The 16,878-nt window shown below is 66.7% G+C and carries 21 protein-coding genes; 1 reads left to right on the forward strand and 20 read right to left on the reverse strand.

What is annotated here, in order from left to right:
* Window positions 1-12: 12 nt before the first annotated feature.
* From hscB to trmJ, 6 genes are all read right to left on the reverse strand, one after another.
* Window positions 13-534, reverse strand: a complete 522-nt coding sequence (gene hscB, locus FAZ11_RS06085; protein WP_058766700.1) for a co-chaperone HscB — start codon at window positions 532-534, stop codon at window positions 13-15.
* 8 nt (window positions 535-542) lie between these two features.
* Window positions 543-866, reverse strand: a complete 324-nt coding sequence (gene iscA / locus FAZ11_RS06090; protein WP_058759989.1) for an iron-sulfur cluster assembly protein IscA — start codon at window positions 864-866, stop codon at window positions 543-545.
* Window positions 867-875: 9 nt separating this feature from the next.
* Window positions 876-1,262, reverse strand: coding sequence for a Fe-S cluster assembly scaffold IscU (gene iscU / locus FAZ11_RS06095; protein WP_058759988.1), 387 nt, complete (start codon window positions 1,260-1,262; stop codon window positions 876-878).
* A gap of 28 nt (window positions 1,263-1,290) precedes the next feature.
* Window positions 1,291-2,505: an IscS subfamily cysteine desulfurase gene (locus FAZ11_RS06100; protein WP_058759987.1), complete on the reverse strand. Its 1,215-nt coding sequence runs from the start codon at window positions 2,503-2,505 to the stop codon at window positions 1,291-1,293.
* A gap of 31 nt (window positions 2,506-2,536) precedes the next feature.
* Entirely contained in the window at window positions 2,537-3,034 is a 498-nt protein-coding gene (gene iscR, locus FAZ11_RS06105) for a Fe-S cluster assembly transcriptional regulator IscR (protein ID WP_058759986.1), read from the reverse strand.
* Between the two features lie 84 nt (window positions 3,035-3,118).
* Window positions 3,119-3,907, reverse strand: a complete 789-nt coding sequence (gene trmJ, locus FAZ11_RS06110; RefSeq protein ID WP_058774175.1) for a tRNA (cytosine(32)/uridine(32)-2'-O)-methyltransferase TrmJ — start codon at window positions 3,905-3,907, stop codon at window positions 3,119-3,121.
* A 140-nt stretch (window positions 3,908-4,047) separates the two neighbouring features.
* Here trmJ and suhB point away from each other — a divergent pair, with 140 nt between their 5' ends.
* A complete protein-coding gene (gene suhB / locus FAZ11_RS06115; RefSeq protein WP_058759984.1) occupies window positions 4,048-4,863 on the forward strand; it encodes an inositol-1-monophosphatase in 816 nt (271 codons plus the stop codon).
* A 93-nt stretch (window positions 4,864-4,956) separates the two neighbouring features.
* Here suhB and FAZ11_RS06120 read toward each other — a convergent pair whose 3' ends face one another.
* The 14 genes from FAZ11_RS06120 to FAZ11_RS06185 form a co-directional block, all read right to left on the reverse strand.
* A complete protein-coding gene (locus FAZ11_RS06120; RefSeq protein WP_058759983.1) occupies window positions 4,957-5,361 on the reverse strand; it encodes a ClpXP protease specificity-enhancing factor in 405 nt (134 codons plus the stop codon).
* Window positions 5,362-5,372: 11 nt separating this feature from the next.
* Entirely contained in the window at window positions 5,373-5,987 is a 615-nt protein-coding gene (locus tag FAZ11_RS06125) for a glutathione S-transferase N-terminal domain-containing protein (RefSeq protein ID WP_058759982.1), read from the reverse strand.
* Window positions 5,988-6,279: 292 nt separating this feature from the next.
* Window positions 6,280-6,948: a cytochrome c1 gene (locus tag FAZ11_RS06130; RefSeq protein ID WP_058774174.1), complete on the reverse strand. Its 669-nt coding sequence runs from the start codon at window positions 6,946-6,948 to the stop codon at window positions 6,280-6,282.
* Window positions 6,945-8,138 carry a cytochrome b gene (locus FAZ11_RS06135; RefSeq protein WP_058774173.1) on the reverse strand — a complete coding sequence of 398 codons (1,194 nt, stop codon included), beginning with the start codon at window positions 8,136-8,138 and terminating at the stop codon, window positions 6,945-6,947. The genes FAZ11_RS06130 and FAZ11_RS06135 overlap by 4 nt, the downstream gene beginning before the upstream one ends.
* Window positions 8,135-8,707, reverse strand: a complete 573-nt coding sequence (petA, locus tag FAZ11_RS06140) for a ubiquinol-cytochrome c reductase iron-sulfur subunit (protein ID WP_058774172.1) — start codon at window positions 8,705-8,707, stop codon at window positions 8,135-8,137. Before petA ends, FAZ11_RS06135 begins: the two co-directional genes overlap by 4 nt.
* A complete protein-coding gene (gene murB / locus FAZ11_RS06145; protein ID WP_058774171.1) occupies window positions 8,704-9,726 on the reverse strand; it encodes a UDP-N-acetylmuramate dehydrogenase in 1,023 nt (340 codons plus the stop codon). The genes petA and murB overlap by 4 nt, the downstream gene beginning before the upstream one ends.
* On the reverse strand, window positions 9,716-10,183 hold the full coding sequence (locus FAZ11_RS06150; RefSeq protein WP_193557139.1) for a low molecular weight protein-tyrosine-phosphatase: 468 nt from the start codon (window positions 10,181-10,183) through the stop codon (window positions 9,716-9,718). The genes murB and FAZ11_RS06150 overlap by 11 nt, the downstream gene beginning before the upstream one ends.
* 6 nt (window positions 10,184-10,189) lie before the next feature.
* A complete protein-coding gene (gene kdsB, locus FAZ11_RS06155; RefSeq protein ID WP_058774169.1) occupies window positions 10,190-10,954 on the reverse strand; it encodes a 3-deoxy-manno-octulosonate cytidylyltransferase in 765 nt (254 codons plus the stop codon).
* Window positions 10,951-11,136 (reverse strand): Trm112 family protein, encoded by a 186-nt coding sequence (locus FAZ11_RS06160; protein ID WP_007162406.1) that lies wholly within the window; start codon window positions 11,134-11,136, stop codon window positions 10,951-10,953. The genes kdsB and FAZ11_RS06160 overlap by 4 nt, the downstream gene beginning before the upstream one ends.
* A gap of 14 nt (window positions 11,137-11,150) precedes the next feature.
* Window positions 11,151-12,158 carry a tetraacyldisaccharide 4'-kinase gene (lpxK, locus tag FAZ11_RS06165; protein WP_058774168.1) on the reverse strand — a complete coding sequence of 336 codons (1,008 nt, stop codon included), beginning with the start codon at window positions 12,156-12,158 and terminating at the stop codon, window positions 11,151-11,153.
* A complete protein-coding gene (locus FAZ11_RS06170) occupies window positions 12,155-12,595 on the reverse strand; it encodes an ExbD/TolR family protein (RefSeq protein WP_058759974.1) in 441 nt (146 codons plus the stop codon). The genes lpxK and FAZ11_RS06170 overlap by 4 nt, the downstream gene beginning before the upstream one ends.
* Window positions 12,592-13,227 carry a MotA/TolQ/ExbB proton channel family protein gene (locus FAZ11_RS06175; protein WP_058759973.1) on the reverse strand — a complete coding sequence of 212 codons (636 nt, stop codon included), beginning with the start codon at window positions 13,225-13,227 and terminating at the stop codon, window positions 12,592-12,594. The genes FAZ11_RS06170 and FAZ11_RS06175 overlap by 4 nt, the downstream gene beginning before the upstream one ends.
* A 48-nt stretch (window positions 13,228-13,275) precedes the next feature.
* Window positions 13,276-15,516 (reverse strand): DNA internalization-related competence protein ComEC/Rec2, encoded by a 2,241-nt coding sequence (locus FAZ11_RS06180; RefSeq protein ID WP_058774167.1) that lies wholly within the window; start codon window positions 15,514-15,516, stop codon window positions 13,276-13,278.
* A gap of 113 nt (window positions 15,517-15,629) precedes the next feature.
* On the reverse strand, window positions 15,630-16,874 hold the full coding sequence (locus FAZ11_RS06185) for a lipoprotein-releasing ABC transporter permease subunit (RefSeq protein WP_058774166.1): 1,245 nt from the start codon (window positions 16,872-16,874) through the stop codon (window positions 15,630-15,632).
* Between the last annotated feature and the right edge of the window lie 4 nt (window positions 16,875-16,878).

Genomic DNA, 16,878 nt, shown 5'->3' on the forward strand with positions numbered 1-16,878 from the left:
CGACACCTGTGATTAATCGTCCAGACGCTCTTCGAGCTGGCGGATCTCGCTGGCCAGCTTGTCGAGAAACTGCATGCGACGGACCAGGCGTTCGGCGTGCTCGCGCTGGGCGGGATCCTTCCAGATCGCCGCGAAGGCCTGCTCGATGTCGCGCTGCGCATCCTTGAGCCGCTGGCGGAAGGCGGGAATGCCCGCGCTGTCGCCGGCGTCTTGCAGGTCTTCCAACTCCTCACGCCACTGCAATTGCTGCATGAGGAAGTCGGTGTCCTGGATGGTCGCCTCGAGCGGCATCTCGTGCCCTTCGAGCTCCAACAGGTAGCGTGCCCGGCGCGAGGGCGCCCGCAGCACGTGGTAGGCCTCGTTGAGTTCGGCCGACCGCTCCAGCGCCTGGCGTCTTTCGCGCTCGGGCGCATCGGCGAAGCGATCCGGATGGACCGTACGGGCCAGATCGCGGTAGCGCGACGCCAGGCCCGCCTGGTCGATCTCGAAGGCAGGCACGAGCTCGAACAGGGCGAAGTGACAGGGCTTACCCATGCAAGGCCTCAGATGTTGAAGCTTTCGCCGCAGCCGCACTCGCCACGCACGTTGGGATTGTTGAACTTGAAGCCCTCGTTGAGGCCTTCACGCACGAAATCCAGCTCGGTGCCGTCCAGGTAAACCAGGCTCTTGGGGTCGATGATGACCTTGACGCCATGGCTTTCGAACACCTGATCCTCGGCCGCGAGTTCGTCAACGAATTCGAGTACGTAGGCCAGTCCCGAGCAACCCGTGGTACGAACGCCCAGGCGGATACCGGCACCCTTGCCGCGCCCGTCGATGGAGCGCTGCACGTGACGGGCGGCGGACTCGGTCATGCTGATCGCCATGGTTCCTCCTTAGAGCAGGCCTTTCTTCTGCTTGTAGTCGTTCACCGCCGCCTTGATGGCGTCTTCGGCGAGGACCGAGCAGTGGATCTTCACCGGCGGCAGGGCCAGTTCTTCGGCGATCATGCTGTTCTTGATCGACGCCGCTTCCTCGATGCTCTTGCCCTTCATCCACTCGGTGGCCAGGGAGCTGGAAGCGATGGCGGAACCGCAGCCGTAGGTCTTGAACTTGGCGTCTTCGATGATGCCCTGCTCGTTGACCTTGATCTGCAGACGCATGACGTCGCCGCAGGCCGGGGCGCCGACCATGCCGGTGCCGACATCCGGATCGGCCGCGTCGAACTTGCCGACGTTGCGCGGGTTTTCGTAGTGGTCGATGACCTTTTCACTGTATGCCATGGTTCAATCCTCGCTCATCAGGGGGTGGTCAGTGGGCTTGCCACTCGACCTGACTCAGGTCTACGCCTTCTTTAAACATATCCCACAGCGGAGACAGCTCGCGTAGCTTGGTTACGGCCTCGGCGACCTTGCTCGCGGCATAGTCGACATCTTCTTCGGTGGTGAAGCGACCGAAGGTGAAGCGGATGGAGCTGTGCGCCAGTTCGTCGTTGCGGCCCAGGGCGCGCAGGACGTAGGACGGCTCCAGGGAGGCCGAGGTACAGGCCGAACCGGAGGAAACCGCCAGGTCCTTGAGTGCCATGATCAGCGACTCGCCTTCGACATAGTTGAAGCTCAGGTTCAGGTTGTGCGGTACGCGGTGCACCAGGCTGCCGTTCAGGTAGACCTCTTCCAGGCCTTCGAACTGGCGGTAGAAACGGTCGCTCAGTGCCTTGATGCGAGCATTTTCCTGGGCCATCTCTTCCTTGGCGATGCGGAAGGCTTCGCCCATGCCGACGATCTGGTGGGTCGCCAGGGTGCCGGACCTCATGCCGCGCTCATGGCCACCGCCATGGGTCTGGGCTTCGATACGCACGCGCGGCTTGCGGCGGACGTAAAGGGCGCCGATGCCCTTGGGACCGTAGGTCTTGTGCGCCGAAAAGGACATCATGTCGACCTTGAGCTTTTCCAGGTCGATCTCGACCTTGCCGGTGGACTGGGCGGCGTCGACGTGGAAGAGCACGCCGCGGGAGCGGGTCAGCTCACCGATGGCGGCGATGTCGTTGATGGTGCCGATCTCGTTGTTGACGTGCATGACGGACACCAGGATGGTGTCTTCACGCAGGGCCGCCTCGACCATCTCGGGAGTGATCAGGCCGTCTTCGCCCGGCTCGAGGTAGGTCACCTCGAAGCCTTCGCGCTCGAGCTGACGGGTGGTATCCAACACCGCCTTGTGCTCGATCTTGGAGGTGATGAGGTGCTTGCCCTTGTTCTGGTAGAAGTGCGCGGCACCCTTGATGGCCAGGTTGTCGGACTCGGTGGCACCGGAGGTCCAGACGATCTCGCGCGGATCGGCATTGACCAGCTCGGCGACCTGGCGACGGGCGTTTTCCACGGCTTCCTCGGCCTTCCAGCCGAACAGGTGGGAGCGCGATGCGGGGTTGCCAAAGTTGCCGTCCACCAGCAGGCACTCGCTCATCTTCTGAGCGACGCGCGGATCGACGGGCGTGGTGGCGGAATAGTCTAGGTAGATCGGCAATTTCATCGGTTACTCCTAATCAGACGGGCGTCTCTGCTCAGTCGATGGTGGACGCTTCGATTTTTTCGACCGCAAGGGGCGATTGCTTGCTGGCACAAACCTTGTTGTCCTGACGCTTGGCAACCTGCTGGATCTCGTTGCGGGCGACCAGATCGGCCAGGGTGATGCCGCTCAGGAAGGTGTGGATCTGATCGCTCAGATCGCACCAGAGGTGGTGGGTCAGGCAGGTATCGCCCTGGTGACAGCCGCCGCTGCCCTGGCAGCGGGTGGCGTCCACGGATTCGTTGACGGCGTCGATCACCTGGGCCACATGGATACCGCCCATGTCACGCGCCAGCTGATAGCCGCCGCCCGGGCCGCGCACGCTGTTGACCAGCGAGCCGCGGCGCAGCCGGGCGAACAGCTGTTCCAGATAGGACAGCGAGATGCCCTGCCGCTCGGAAATGTCGGCCAGCGACACCGGGCCCCGCTGGGCATGCAGCGCCAGGTCGAGCATGGCGGTTACGGCATAGCGGCCTTTGGTGGTCAGTCTCATGACGAACTCGAGCGGGTTGCAGCGGATGAGCTCGATTATCGGATTCCCGACAAAAAAGGTCAACTTTAAAACCGAGCAAATCACTCAGGCATTATCTATCGGGGGGATAGTCCGCGGATGGGATTCGCCACGAGCGGCCTTCTGGGTTTCGGTCAGGATGCCGCGCAGGATGTTCATCTCCAGCTTGCTGATGCCGGCGCGCCCATAGAGCCGGCGCAAGCGACTCATCAGGTGGCGCGGCTTGGCCGGATCGAGGAAGCCGATCTCCACCAGGGTCTCTTCCAGGTGCTGGTAGTAGAGCTCCAGTTCTTCCACCGTCACCGGCTGGGTGTTGAGCATGGCGGTGGCTTCGACCTTGTTCATCTTGGTCGGCTGGTTCTGTGCGGCGAGCCAGGCCATGCGCACCTCGTACACCAGCACCTGGACCGCCGCGGCGAGGTTGAGCGAACCGAAGGCCGGATCCGAGGGGATGTGCACGTGATAGTGGCAGCGCTGCAGCTCTTCGTTGGTGAGGCCGGCGTATTCGCGACCGAACACCAGGGCCACTTCGCCGCCCTGCTCCACCTGGGCCAGCGAGGTGGTGGCGCATTCGCGCGGATCGAGCAGCGGCCAGGGAATCCGCCGGTCGCGAGCGCTGGTGCCCAGCACCAGGCTGCAGCCGGTCAGGGCTTCTTCCAAGGTACCGACGACGATGGCGGCGTCGAGCACGTCATTGGCACCGGAGGCGCGGGCGTTGGCCTCGCCGCTGGGAAAGTCCTCGGGATCGACCAGATAGAGGCGCGACAGGCCCATGTTCTTCATGGCCCGGGCGGCACCGCCGATGTTGCCGGGGTGGCTGGTGTTGACCAGAACGACGCGGATGTTGTGCAGCACGTGACTATCCTCGAGCGGACGCGGGAAATCGGCGCCGTATACTACGCCCACCGGCGTCCGCTGACCACGAATACCCCTTCCAGTGCCGCGAAGTCTGCTATCATTGCCGGCTTTCCTTATACAACCCAGGTGATCTATCCATGCAGCCCATGCTGAACATCGCCCTGCGCGCGGCCCGCAGCGCCGGTGAACTGATTTTCCGTTCGATTGAGCGCCTGGACGTGATCACAGTCGACGAAAAAGGCGCCAACGACTTCGTCTCCGAAGTGGACCGTGCCGCCGAGCAGACCATTCTCGCCACCCTGCGCAAGGCCTACCCCACCCATGGTTTCTACGGTGAGGAATCCGGCTACCTGGCCGGTGAAGGCGAAGGCGCCGATTACGTCTGGATCGTCGACCCGCTGGATGGCACCACCAATTTCCTCCGTGGCGTCCCGCACTTCTCGGTGAGCATCGCCTGCAAGTACAAGGGCCGCCTGGAGCACGCCGTGGTTCTGGATCCGGTGCGCCAGGAAGAATTCACCGCCAGCCGTGGTCGTGGCGCCGCGGTGAACGGTCGCCGTATCCGCGTCACCAACCGCCGCAGCCTGGACGGCGCCCTGCTGGGCACTGGCTTCCCCTTCCGCGCCAACGACGTCGACCATCTGGACAACTACCTGGGCATGTTCCGCAGCCTGATCGGCCAGACCGCCGGCATCCGCCGCGCCGGTTCCGCCGCCCTGGACCTGGCCTACGTGGCCGCCGGCCGCTTCGACGGCTTCTGGGAAATGGGCCTGTCGGAGTGGGACATGGCCGCAGGCGCCCTGCTGGTACAGGAAGCCGGCGGCCTGGTGGGCGATTTCAACGGTGGCCATGACTTCCTCGAGAAGGGCCATATCGTCGCCGGCAACCCCAAGTGCTTCCGCGGCCTGCTGACCCAGATCCAACCGCACCTGCCGGCCTCGCTCAAGCGCTGAGTCCATCCCGGTAACGCAAAAGCCCCTGTCGGTGCTGCCGACAGGGGCTTTTTCATGCCTGCTGCAGAAGCCTCCGCAGCAGGTTCAGCAGGGTTACTTGACCACTTTCAGGCTCGGCCGCGCCGGCGCCGGCTTGGCTGCCTCGGGCTTGCTGCCGCCGGTATCCGGCCCCTGGCCATCCGGCGGGCTGGGCTCGCTGTCGAAGACCATGCCCTGGCCGTTCTCCCGGGCATAGATCGCCAGGATGGCGCCCACTGGAATGTAGAGGTTGTAGGCCACGCCGCCGAAGCGCCCGTTGAAGCTCACGGCTTCGTTGTCCATGTGCAGGTCACGCACGGCGCTGGGCGAGGCATTGAGCACGATCTGGCCATCGTTGGCATAGCCCGGCGGTACGCGCACCTCGGCGTAGTCGGCGTTGACCAGCAGATGGGGGGTACAGTCGTTGTCCACGATCCACTCGTAGAGTGCGCGGACCAGGTAGGGGCGACTGGAATTCATGGGGTTCTCCTCTAGCGCATCTCACGCTCGGTGACCGAAAGACTGGATCGGAAACTGTCGCGGGCGAACATACGATCCATGTAGTCCTGCAACGGCTTGGCCGCCCGGGGCAGTTCGATGCCCAGGCGCGGCAGTCGCCACAGGAGGGGAAGCAGGCAACAGTCCACCAGGGAAAAGTCGTCGCTCAGGAAGAAGGGCTTCTCCGCGAAGATCGGCGCGACGCCGGTCAGGCTTTCCCGCAGTTCCTTGCGCGCAACCGCCAGGTCGGCGCCCGGTGCCGCCTGCAGGATGCTGTCTGCCAGGGTGCACCAGTCGCGCCCGATGCGGTGCATCAGCAGCCGTGATTGGCCGCGACTGACCGGATAGGCCGGCAACAGCGGCGGATGCGGATAGCGCTCTTCCAGGTACTCCATGAGCACCTCGGTACCATAGAGCACCAGATCGCGATCCATCAGCGTCGGCACGGTGCCATAGGGATTGTGCTCGGCCAGTTGCCGCGGGCACTCGCCACGGCGCACGGCGACCAGGTCGCACTCGACGCTCTTTTCCGCCAGGATCAGACGGATTCTGTGGCTGTAGTGATCCTCTGGATCATGGAAACAGGTCAGGCGGGTTATGGCGCCCATGGGTCCCTCCCCCGGCGGGGGCGAAGCTGTAAAAGGGGATTATCTCGCACCTTGCCATCCGACACCTAGGCTTTGTCTGAAAACTGCCTGCGCATCGGTGATGCTGCGTTAAAAATCAGCTGGATCGCCAGTCCGATCGGAATGCTCATTTACAATTTGTAAACTCGCTCGCGAGCCCGGTCCGCTTCCTCGCTGATTTGATTCGCTGGCGCTCACCCTTCGGCTGTTACTCCCGTGGGTCGTTGCGCCTTGCCTCACCTTCGCTCGGCGACTTTTCAGACAAGCCTTCGCCTCATTGCTCATCGTCGGGCAATCGCCGCCAGAATTCGCGCTTGAGCCAGAAGGCCAGGCCGGCGAACAGCACCAGATAGCCCAGCACCCAAGGCGCGAGACGCCAGGCCAGGCTACGCTCGGGGGCGGCCGAATAGTTCAGATAGGCCACCAGATCGTCAACCGTGCGGGCGAATTGCTCGGCGGTCTGGATGCCGCTGCCCGGCTCCAGCCGCAGCACGCAGCGCCCCTGGCTGCAGTCGCGCAGTTGGCGCCCGCGCAGGGCAGCCAGGACGTCCGGCATGCGGGTACCGGGTGCCATGAGGTTATCCACGCCGAGGGGACGGCCAGGCGCCACATAGAAGTCCTGCAGGAAGGCACGCAGCCAGGCGTCGCCCCGCACCGCGGCGATGAGGGTGAGGTCGGGCGGCACGCTGCCGAAGGCGCGGCGGGCATCCTCGGCCTTGAGCAGGCTGAGCATGGGCGCGCTGGGGGTGCGTCCGGGCGCCCAGCGCGCGAGATCCAGGTGGAGATCCCGGGCGACGCGGTCGAAACGTTGGTACTCCTGGCCATGACAGGCCAGGCAGTAGCGGCCGAAGGTGATGGCGCCCGCCTGGGGATCGCCCCGCTCGGCCGCGACGGCCAGGCCGGCGCAGAGCAGCAGGAGGCTCGCCAGCCACCAGCGCCTCAAAACCGGGACTCCGGCAGCGTTCGCGGGCGACCGAGGCGGCTGTACCAGGGCATGCCCAGCAGGCTGGCGAAATACACGCCAGCGGCCAGCCGGGCCAGCAGCAGACGTTCATCGGTAAGGGCCACCACACCCAGTACCCCCAGGGCGGCAAAGGCCAGGCAACCAGCGTACAGCCCCAGCCGCGCCGGCCAGGCCTTGTGACGCACCGAGCGGACCGCGCTGCGATCCAGCCAGGGCAACACGAACAACAGGGCGATGGCCAGGGCCGCCAGGCCCAGCCCACCGGCCTTGCTCGGTACCGCGCGCAGCAAGGCATAGAAGGGCGCCAGGTACCAGGGCGGGGCGATGTGCGCGGGGGTGACCAGCGGATTGGCCACCTGCTGATTGGCCGGCTCCAGCACCAGACCGCCCAGGGACGGTGCCAGCAGCACCACACCGACAAAGACCAGCAGGAAGACGGCCAGGCCGCAGAGATCCTTGACGGTCAGGTAGGGATGGAAAGGCACCCCGGCCGCGCCACTCAGATCACAATCATCGCCCTCGGGATTGTTCGAGCCGGTCTGGCGCAGGGCAATGACATGCAGGGTCACCAGCATGAGCAGCAACAGGGGCAGCCCGACCACATGCAGGGCCTGGAAGCGGCGCAGGCTGGCATCGGACAGCACCACCCCGCCGCGCAGCAGGTCGGCCAGGGTCGGGCCGATCAGGGGCACGGCCTCGACGGCGCTGAGGGACACCTGGGCGCCCCAGTAGGACAGTTGTCCCCAGGGCAGCAGATAGCCGAAGAAGGCCTGGGCCAGCAGCAATACGTAGAGCAGCACGCCGAAGCTCCAGACCAGCTCGCGCGGGGCGCGGTAGGAGCCGTACAGCAGGCCCCGCAGCATATGCAGATAGAGGCAGACGAACAGCGCCGAAGCACCCACGGCGTGCAGATAGCGGATCAGCCAGCCGAAGGGCACCTCGCGCATGAACAACTGCACCGAGGCAAAGGCGCCCTCGACGGTCGGCTCGTAACCGAACAGCAGCCAGAGCCCGGTCAGTACCTGCAGCGCCAGGATAAAGAGCAGCAGGGAGCCGAACAGATAGAAGCCGTTGAGATTGCGGGGCACCCGGTAGTCGCTGATGTGCCGGCGCCAGAAGGCGCGCAGTGGCAGGCGGCGCTCCAGCCAGTCGCGCTCGCGGTCTTTCACGCCGCCCCCTCCCCGTCACTGCCGATTACCAGCAGGTTCTCGCCTTTGAAGTGATAGGGAGGCACGGCCAGATTCAGGGGTGCTGGCTGATCGCGATAGACGCGCCCGGCGAGATCGAAATGGGAGCCATGGCAGGGGCAGAGATAGCCTTTGTTCGTCGCGGCGGTGTCCAGCGAGGGAATACAGCCCAGGTGGGTGCAGATGGCGGTGACCACGAAGATGTCCGGCCGCCGCGATCTCAGCCGTGGATCGACATAGGGCGGCTGGCTGGATTCCTTGGAGTCTGGATCGGCGAGGCCGGCCTGGTCGGCCAGCAGGTGCGCCTGATCCGCCGCGCTGCGCCGCAGCACGCAGACCGGCTGTCCCCGCCACTGCACCGTGAGCTGTTCGTCTTCGCGCAAGGCGGAGAGATCGACCTGCACCGGTTCCGCCGCCACCTGCGCCGAGCGACTGGGCCGCAGGGCGCAGACGAAGGGCACGCTGCCCGCCACCAAGCCCAGGCCGCCAACGGCGGAGGTGGTGGCGATCAGCAGGCGGCGGCGCTGGGCATCGGGCGCATCGTCGGTCACGTCAGGGTTCCCGGCTCCATCTCCAGCATCACGCCGAAGCGCTCCCGCACCGAGGCGCGGATGCGTTCCGCCAGGGCCAGGACATCTCGGCTGCTGGCGCCGCCGAAGTTGACCAGCACCAGCGCCTGGTCGGCATGCACCCCGACGGCGCCTTCGCGATAACCGCGCCAACCGGCCTGGTCGATCAGCCAGCCGGCGGCCAGCTTGACCGAGCCATCGGCCTGAGGATAGGTCGGCAGCCCCGGATGGCCTTCCTTGAGTGCGGCAGCGGCGGCGGCGGTGACCACCGGATTCTTGAAAAAGCTGCCGGCATTGCCCAGTACCGCGGGATCGGGCAGCTTGCTGCGGCGGATGGCGCAGATCGCCGCGCTGACGGCCGCGGGTGTCGGTTGCGCGACGCCGGCCTCGGCCAGCGCCTGGCGCACCGGACCGTAGTCCAGCACCAGGTGCGGCTGGCGACTCAGATGAAAGCGCACCCGCAGCACGATCCAGCGCCCGGCTTCGGCCTTGAAGCGGCTCTCACGATAGGCGAAGGCGCAGTCCTCCGGCGCGAGGTCCTGGAGCTCGCCGCTGTGGCGGTCGAGCACCGTCACCCCGGCGCACCTGTCCTTCAGCTCGACGCCATAGGCGCCGATGTTCTGGATCGGCGAGGCGCCCACGGTGCCCGGGATCAGGCTGAGGTTTTCCAGCCCGTACCAGCCGTTGGCCAGGGTGGTCATGACGAAGGGATGCCAGGGTTCGCCGGCTTCGGCTTCCACCAGCAGGGCGTCGCCCTCTTCCGCCAGCAGGCGGATGCCGCGCGAGGTTAGCCGCAGCACCAGGCCCTCGACCCGTTCGGGCAGGACCAGGTTGCTGCCGCCACCCAGTACCCGTAGCGGCACGCTCAGCTCACGGGCCAACGCCAAGGCCTCCTGGACCTCGGCGTCGCTGGCGGCTTCCAGGTAACGATCGGCTTCGGCGACCAGGCCGAAGGTGTTGAGTCCTTGTAGCGGGACCCGCTGTTGCAGCTCAGCGACCATGACGGGCAGCCACCTCGGCGACCAGGCCGTCACAGGCGCTTTCGAGCAGGTCGAGCACCCGCTCGAAACCGGCCGCGCCGCCGTAATAGGGATCGGGCACCTCGTCCACCGCCAGGCCCTGACGGGCCAGGAACAGCTCCGGTGCCGCGCCCTCGGCAGGACGCAACTGCTCCAGCCAGCCGAGGTTTTCGTGATCCATGGCCAGGATCAGGTCGAAGCGCTGGAAGTCCTCGGCCGTGACCTGGCGTGCGCGCAGGCCACTGATGTCATAACCGCGTCCAGCGGCGGCCTGGATGGCACGGGAATCCGGCGCCTTGCCGCGGTGCCAGTCACCGGTGCCAGCCGAATCCAGCTCTACCGCCTCGGCCAAACCAGCGGCTTCGAGCTTGTGTCTCAGGATGCCTTCGGCGGTGGGCGAGCGGCAGATGTTGCCCATGCAGACGAACAGGATGCGCAGGGTCATCTAGGCTCCTAGCAGGCGCCGCACGCGCTCGAGGTCTTCGGCGGTGTCCACCCCAGCCTGGGGCGCTTCCAGGGCGTCGGCGACATGGATGCGCACACCGTGCCAGAGGGCGCGCAACTGCTCCAGGGCCTCGGTCTCTTCCAGGGCACAGGGGCCCCAGCCGACGAAATCGGCGAGAAAGCCCGCGCGATAGGCGTAGATGCCGATGTGGCGACGATAGGGAAAGCCCTGGGGCAGTTGCGAGCGGTCGCCGGCAAAGGCATTGCGCGCCCAGGGCAGCGGTGCCCGGCTGAAGGTCAGCGCCAGGCCGTTCACGTCGGTGGTCACCTTGACCACGTTGGGATTGAACAGGCTGTCGACCTCGTGGATGGGCTCGGCCAGGGTGGCCACGCCCGCCTCGGGGTGGGCGGCGAGATTGGTCGCCACCTGATCGATCACCGCCGGTGGAATCAGGGGTTCGTCGCCCTGCACATTGACCACCAGGGCGTCGTCGGCCAGGCCGAGCAGCTCGGCCACCTCGGCCAGGCGATCGGTACCCGACGCATGGTCGGCGCGGGTCAGCAACACCTGGGCGCCAAAGCCTTCGCAGGCGCGCAGGATGTCGTCGTGGTCGGTCGCCACCACTACCCGCTCGGCGCCACTGCGCCGGGCCTGCTCCCAGACGTGCTGGATCATCGGCTTGCCGGCGATGTCGAGCAGCGGCTTGTTGGGCAGCCGGGTACTGGCGAGTCGCGCCGGGATGACGACGGTGAAGGCGGTGCTCATTTATCCAGGCGCTCGTCCGTGGTGATGATGCGCGCCTCGCTTTCCAGCATCACCGGGATGCCATCGCGAATCGGAAAGGCCAGACCGGCGGCCTTGCTGATGAGCTCGGTCTTGTCGTCGCTCAGGATCAGCGGGCTCTTGGTCAGGGGGCAGGCGAGGATGTCCAGCAGCTTGAGGTCCATGGGCGAGGGTTCCGTCAGTGAGAATGTTCGGGCAGGAGGCGGTCGAGACGCCCATCCAGCCAGGCGACGAAGGCGGCCGAGGGCTGGGCGTCCACCGCCAGGTACCACCAGTCGGCGGCGGCGAAGGGCCGGCACTTGACCGCGTCCTTCTCGGTCATCACCAGCGGCAGGTCGGGCGTGAAGGCCAGGTCCGCGGCGCTGTAGGCGGCATGATCGGCGAAGGCATGGGGCAACGGCTGCCAGTGTAGTCCTTCGAGGGTGGCGAAGAAACGCCCGGGGTTGCCGATGCCGGCCAAGGCATGCAGGCGCTGCCCGGGCGGGAAGAAATCCAGGGGCTGGGCTTCGCCGCTGCGCAGGTTGATCAGGGCACTGGGGCTCAGGGTCAGGCCATAGCCACTGGGGGGGTCTTGGGTGGCGCCGTTATGGATCACGGCATCTACCTCAGCCAGGCGTTCCAGGGGTTCACGCAGGGGGCCCGCCGGCAGGCAGCGGCCATTGCCGAAGCCACGCGTCGCATCGACCATGACCAGTTCCAGATCCCGCGCCAGGCGGTAGTGCTGCAGGCCGTCGTCGCTGAGAACCACATCGATCTGTTCCTCGGCGAGCAGGCGCTCGACGGCGCGGCCGCGGTCGGGATCTATCACCAAAGGAACGCCGGTGCGCTGCACGATGAGCAGCGGCTCGTCCCCGGCGCTGGCCGCGCTGTCGCTGGCCCGCACCCGCCAGGGCAGGCTCGGCGGCTGAGCGCCATAGCCGCGGCTGACCACGCCGACGGTGAGGCCACGGGCGCGCAGATGGCCGATCAGCCAGAGGATCATGGGCGTCTTGCCGGTGCCGCCGACGGTGAGATTACCCACCACGATGACCGGGACCGGCGCGCGATGGATGCTGCCCTGCCCCGCCAGGAAGCGTTGGCGCTTGCGCCGGGCGACCCGGCGATAGAGGGCTTCCAGCGGCGCCAGCAGGCGCAGGGCGGGATGGCCCTGATACCAGGCGCGGACCAGGCGGTCGCCCAGGCTCACGGGCGTTTCGCCTGGGCCTCGAGGGTGGTGATGCGCAGCTGGCTGAAGCCCAGCTTGCCGGCGGCGTCCATGGCCATGACCACCGATTGGTGGGTGGCGCGGCCATCGGCGGTGATCACCAGCGGCAGGCTGTTGTCGCCACCGGATTCACGCTGCAGGGCAGTGGTCAGGCCGGTCAGGTCGTTGCGCGCCAGGGTCTGGCCGTTCAGCGCCATCTGGCCATCGGCGGTGATGCTGATTTCCAGGGTCTTGCCCTGGTTGGCCGCCGCGGCGGCGCTGTCGGCCTCGGGCAATTCGATCTTCAGTTGGCTGGGCCGGCTGAAGGTGGCGGTCACCACGAAGAACAGCAGCAGGACGAAGATGACGTCGATGAAGGACGCCAGGTTGATGTATACCTCTTCGCGAGCGGCGCCCCCGGCGCGACGACGGAATTTCACGCGGCGGCTCCTTCGCGGAATTCCACCTCGCGATCGCCGTGGATGATGTCCACCAGCTTGACCGCTTCCTGCTCCATGCTCACCACCAACTCGTCCACCCGGCGCAGCAGGTAGCGATGGAAGAACACCGCGGGAATCGCCACCAGCAGGCCAGTGGCGGTGGTGACCAGCGCCTTGGAGATGCCGCCGGCGAGGATGGGCGCATTGGCCATGCCGTCGTTCATGAAGGCGCTGAAGATGTCGATCATGCCGAACACCGTACCCAGCAGCCCCATCAGCGGTGCCAGGGCGGCGATGCTGCCCAGGGTATTGAGATAGCGCTCGAGGTCGTGCACCACCCGGCTACCGGCCTCCTCGATGGCCTCTTTCATGATGTCGCGGCCATGGCGGGAATTGGTCAGCCCTGCGGCGAGGATATCGCCCAGCGGCGAACCGGCGCGCAGCTCGCGCAGGCGTTCATTATTGAGCTGCTTGTCCTGGATCCAGCGCCAGACCTGGGCGAGCAGGTCGGACGGCGCGACCCGGCTGCGTCTGAGGGTCCACAGCCGCTCGGCGATGATGGCCGTGGCCAGGATGGAACTGAGGATGATCGGCAGCATCATCCAGCCGCCTGCTTTGACCATTTCGAACACGAGACCGTTACCCCCGCCGCAAAATGCCGCCACTCTAGCACGAACGCTTCAGGGTGTTGGCGGAGGTGTCCGCCACCAACGCGCTACCTCACGTTGACCGCGCGGTGCCTCCCACTTACCAAGGGTCCAGGTCAGCGCGCCGAGCTCGGCCGTATCGTAGGCCAGCACCCCGCGCTCGCGATAGCGCTCAACCACTAGCGGATGCGGATGCCCATAGCGATTGTGCTGGCCGCGGGAGATCAGCACGCCACGTGGCTGCACGGCGTCGATGAAGCAGGCGCTGGAGCCGCTGCGACTGCCATGGTGCGGAGCGCTGAGCCATTCCGCCGCGAGCGGCAAGCCGCTGGCCACCAATTCGGCTTCGCGGCGCTCGTCGATGTCGCCGGTCAGCAGCAGGCGCTCGCCCTGGGCTTCGACCCTGAGCACGCATGAGGAGGCATTGGAATCCGCGCTGGCGTGCCACCAGGTGGTGAAGCTGACCTCGTTCCAGCGCCAGTTGGCGCCATCCTCGCAGTCCCGTGCCCCTAAGCCCGGTTGCAGGCGATCTGCCTCGCCGCTGAGTACCTGACCCGGAGGCAACCCCTTGGCCACGGTCGGCGCACCGCCGGCATGGTCGGCATCGGCATGGCTGAGCAGCAAGACGTCAAGCGCCTGAACACCGGCGCCGCGCAGATTGGGCAAGACCACGCGGGCCCCGCTGTCGTAGCTGCCCTGGCGCGGACCGGCGTCGTAGAGCAGGGTGTGATCCCGGGTGCGTACCAGCACGGCCAGACCCTGCCCCACGTCCAGCACGGTGATCCGCGCCTGGCCCGGCGCGGGCAACGGGATCGGCGGAAACAGCGCCGGCAGCATGAGCAGCACCCCGCAACCACGCAGCGGCACACCCGCGGGTAACAGGGCGAGCAAGGCACCCAGGCCCGCCAGCCAGAGCGCCCACGTCGGCGCAATCGCCGGCTGCCAGGCTGTAGCGAGCTGCGCCAGCCACGCCAGTAGCCAGAGCAGGACATGCAGCAAGCCGCCAGCCAGCAGCAGCGCGGGCTCGCCCAGTGGCGACCACAGCAGGGACAGCAAGGTACCCACCAGCGCCAGCGGCACGATGGCCATATCCATCAGCGGTACGGCGATGGCGTTGGCCAGGGGACCACTGATACTCAGTGGCAGTCCCAGCGCCAGCAGCAGGGGCGCCAGGCCCACGGCCATGCACCACTGGGCGCGCCCCAGGGTGATCCACCAGGGCAGCCGCCCCAGACGCCCGGCGAAGCTCCACAGCAGCAACAGCACGGCGCCGAAGGACAGCCAGAAGCCGGGCAGCAGACTGACCAGCGGATTGGCCGCGAGGATCAATACCAAGGCCAGCAGCACGGCATCGCCCAGCCGGACCTGCTGGCGACCCAGTTGCCAGAGCAGCCCCAGGGTGACCATGACGCAGGCGCGCTGGACCGGCACCTCGAAGCCGGCCAGCAGGCCATAGCCCAGGGCGGTGGCGATAGTCAGGACGACTGCGGATAGTCGCCACGGCAGCCGATTCGGCCAGTGGCCGCGCCGTACCAGGGTGACCACCAAGGCATAGACACCCAGGGCGACCAGGCCGATGTGCTGCCCGGAAATCACCATCAGGTGCACGGTGCCGGTGTCCTGGAACAACTGCCACTGGGCGTCGGTGATGCCCGAGGCATCGCCCACCACCAGGGCCGCGAGCAGCCCGCCCTGCCCGACCGGATCGCGGGTGTGCAGGTATTGCCGAATGCCGTCGCGCCAGGTGGCAAAACCACTGGCGGCGCTGAGTCGCTGGCCGTCCTTGACGCTGCCGGTGGCGCCGATGCCCTGGGCCAGCAGCCAGGCTTCGCGATCCTGCCCCAGAGCATTGCTCAGGCCGGCCGGACTGCGCAACTCCACGGCCAGTCGCCAGCGCTCGCCAGCCAGGGGTCGCGGGCCGCCATACCAATTCAGGCGTAGCCGCGCCGGGAGTTTCAGCTCACGACGGCTGGTCGGCTGGCTGAGCACGAAGCCGACCGAATCGGCCCCCACCACCGGCAGGCCGCTCACCTGGCCTTCGATCCACAGCACCCGCTGTTCCAAAGCGGGATCGAGGCGATCTTGCAGGGCCCAGTGGCCATTGAGCACCGCCCAGGCCAGGCCAAGGCCAAAGGCACCCAGCACGAACAGGCGCGTCCAGATCAGCACGGCGGCGACCGCGCCGAGGGCGGCCAGTAAGGGCAGCGAAGGCAACGCCGGCAAGGCGCGTAGGACCAGCACACCCAGGGCGAATGCGAGCAGAGCGGCGCGCATCAGGACTCCATCCTTGGAGAACCATAAAGGTCTTGAATGCGCGGATTAGAGCAGTTCGGCAGCAGGAGAGCCAGGGCTACCGGCGTGAACGCCGCTGTAGCCCGGCAAGGGGATCAATCGTAGCGCAGGGCTTCGGCGGGCGAGGTCCGCGAGGCGCGCCAGGCGGGATAGAGGGTCGCCAGGAAGCTCATGCCCAGGGCCGCCACGGCGATGAGCACCACGTCTTCCAGCTCCAGCCGCGATGGCAGGTTGCTGATGAAGTACATGTCGCCGCCGAACAGCTTGTGGCCGACCAGGCGCTCCAGGGCGGCGATCCAGTCGCTGACGTTGAGCGCCGCGATGATGCCCAGGATGCCGCCGATCAGGGTGCCGACCAGGCCGATCACCGTCCCCTGCACCATGAACACCGCCATGATCTGCCCAGGGGTGGCGCCGAGGGTGCGCAGGATGGCGATGTCGGCCTTCTTGTCGGCCACCACCATGATCAGAGTGGCGATGATGTTGAAGGCGGCCACGGCGACGATCAGCAAGAGCAGCAAGCCGATCATGGTCTTCTCCATCTGCATGGCCTGGAACAGGCTGCCCTGGGTGATCGTCCAGTCGCGCGCCTGGTAGCCCGGGCCCAGCGCCTTGGCCACCTCACGGGAGATCTGCGGTGCCTGGAACAGATCGTCCAGCCCCAGCCGCACGCTTTCCACCTGGTTCGGCTGCCAGCCCTTGAGCACTGCGGCATCGGCCACGTCGATCAGGGCCAGGGAAGCGTCCAGGTCGGCGCCGACGCGGAAGATGCCCACCACGGTGAAACGTCTCAGTCGCGGGGTGATGCTGCCGGTGTCCGAGGTCACCTCGGGGATGATCAGGGTCACCTCGCTGCCCAGCTCCAGGTTGAAGCGACGGGCGGCGATCTCGCCGAGCACTATGCCGAAGCTACCAGGCTTAAGGGCTGCCAGGTTGCCCTGGACCATATGTTGACCGACGCTGGACACCCGCTCTTCCTGGGTCGGATCGATGCCGTCCACCAGCAGTGGCTGCATGCGCCCGCGCACCGAGAGCATGCCCTGCAACTGGGTGTAGGGTACCGCCGCCAACACATGGGGCTGTTGCTCGGCCTTGGCCGCCACGGGGTGCCAGTCGTCCAGCGGCTGAGCGGCGCTGATGAAGGCATGGGGCACCATGCCTAGGATGCGACTACGCATTTCCGCCTGGAAGCCGTTCATCACCGACAGCACCAGGATCATGGCCAGCACGCCCAGGGCCAGGCCGCACATGGAGACCAGCGAGAAGAAGGAGATGAACGACTTGCGCCGCTTGGCGCGGGTGTATCTCAGGCCGATGAAGAGGGAGAGCGGTCTGAACATAACG

Origin of the sequence: Pseudomonas rhizoryzae, from assembly GCF_005250615.1 — a bacterium.
Lineage (GTDB): Bacteria > Pseudomonadota > Gammaproteobacteria > Pseudomonadales > Pseudomonadaceae > Chryseomonas > Chryseomonas rhizoryzae.

Coding starts and splice junctions, on each gene's coding strand:
- hscB (WP_058766700.1), bottom strand. CDS start 534: ATGGGTAAGCCCTGTCACTTCGCCCTGTTCGAGCTCGTGCCTGCCTTC.
- iscA (WP_058759989.1), bottom strand. CDS start 866: ATGGCGATCAGCATGACCGAGTCCGCCGCCCGTCACGTGCAGCGCTCC.
- iscU (WP_058759988.1), bottom strand. CDS start 1,262: ATGGCATACAGTGAAAAGGTCATCGACCACTACGAAAACCCGCGCAAC.
- FAZ11_RS06100 (WP_058759987.1), bottom strand. CDS start 2,505: ATGAAATTGCCGATCTACCTAGACTATTCCGCCACCACGCCCGTCGAT.
- iscR (WP_058759986.1), bottom strand. CDS start 3,034: ATGAGACTGACCACCAAAGGCCGCTATGCCGTAACCGCCATGCTCGAC.
- suhB (WP_058759984.1), top strand. CDS start 4,048: ATGCAGCCCATGCTGAACATCGCCCTGCGCGCGGCCCGCAGCGCCGGT.
- FAZ11_RS06120 (WP_058759983.1), bottom strand. CDS start 5,361: ATGAATTCCAGTCGCCCCTACCTGGTCCGCGCACTCTACGAGTGGATC.
- FAZ11_RS06125 (WP_058759982.1), bottom strand. CDS start 5,987: ATGGGCGCCATAACCCGCCTGACCTGTTTCCATGATCCAGAGGATCAC.
- murB (WP_058774171.1), bottom strand. CDS start 9,726: ATGGTCGCTGAGCTGCAACAGCGGGTCCCGCTACAAGGACTCAACACC.
- kdsB (WP_058774169.1), bottom strand. CDS start 10,954: ATGAGCACCGCCTTCACCGTCGTCATCCCGGCGCGACTCGCCAGTACC.
- FAZ11_RS06160 (WP_007162406.1), bottom strand. CDS start 11,136: ATGGACCTCAAGCTGCTGGACATCCTCGCCTGCCCCCTGACCAAGAGC.
- FAZ11_RS06180 (WP_058774167.1), bottom strand. CDS start 15,516: ATGCGCGCCGCTCTGCTCGCATTCGCCCTGGGTGTGCTGGTCCTACGC.
- FAZ11_RS06185 (WP_058774166.1), bottom strand. CDS start 16,874: ATGTTCAGACCGCTCTCCCTCTTCATCGGCCTGAGATACACCCGCGCC.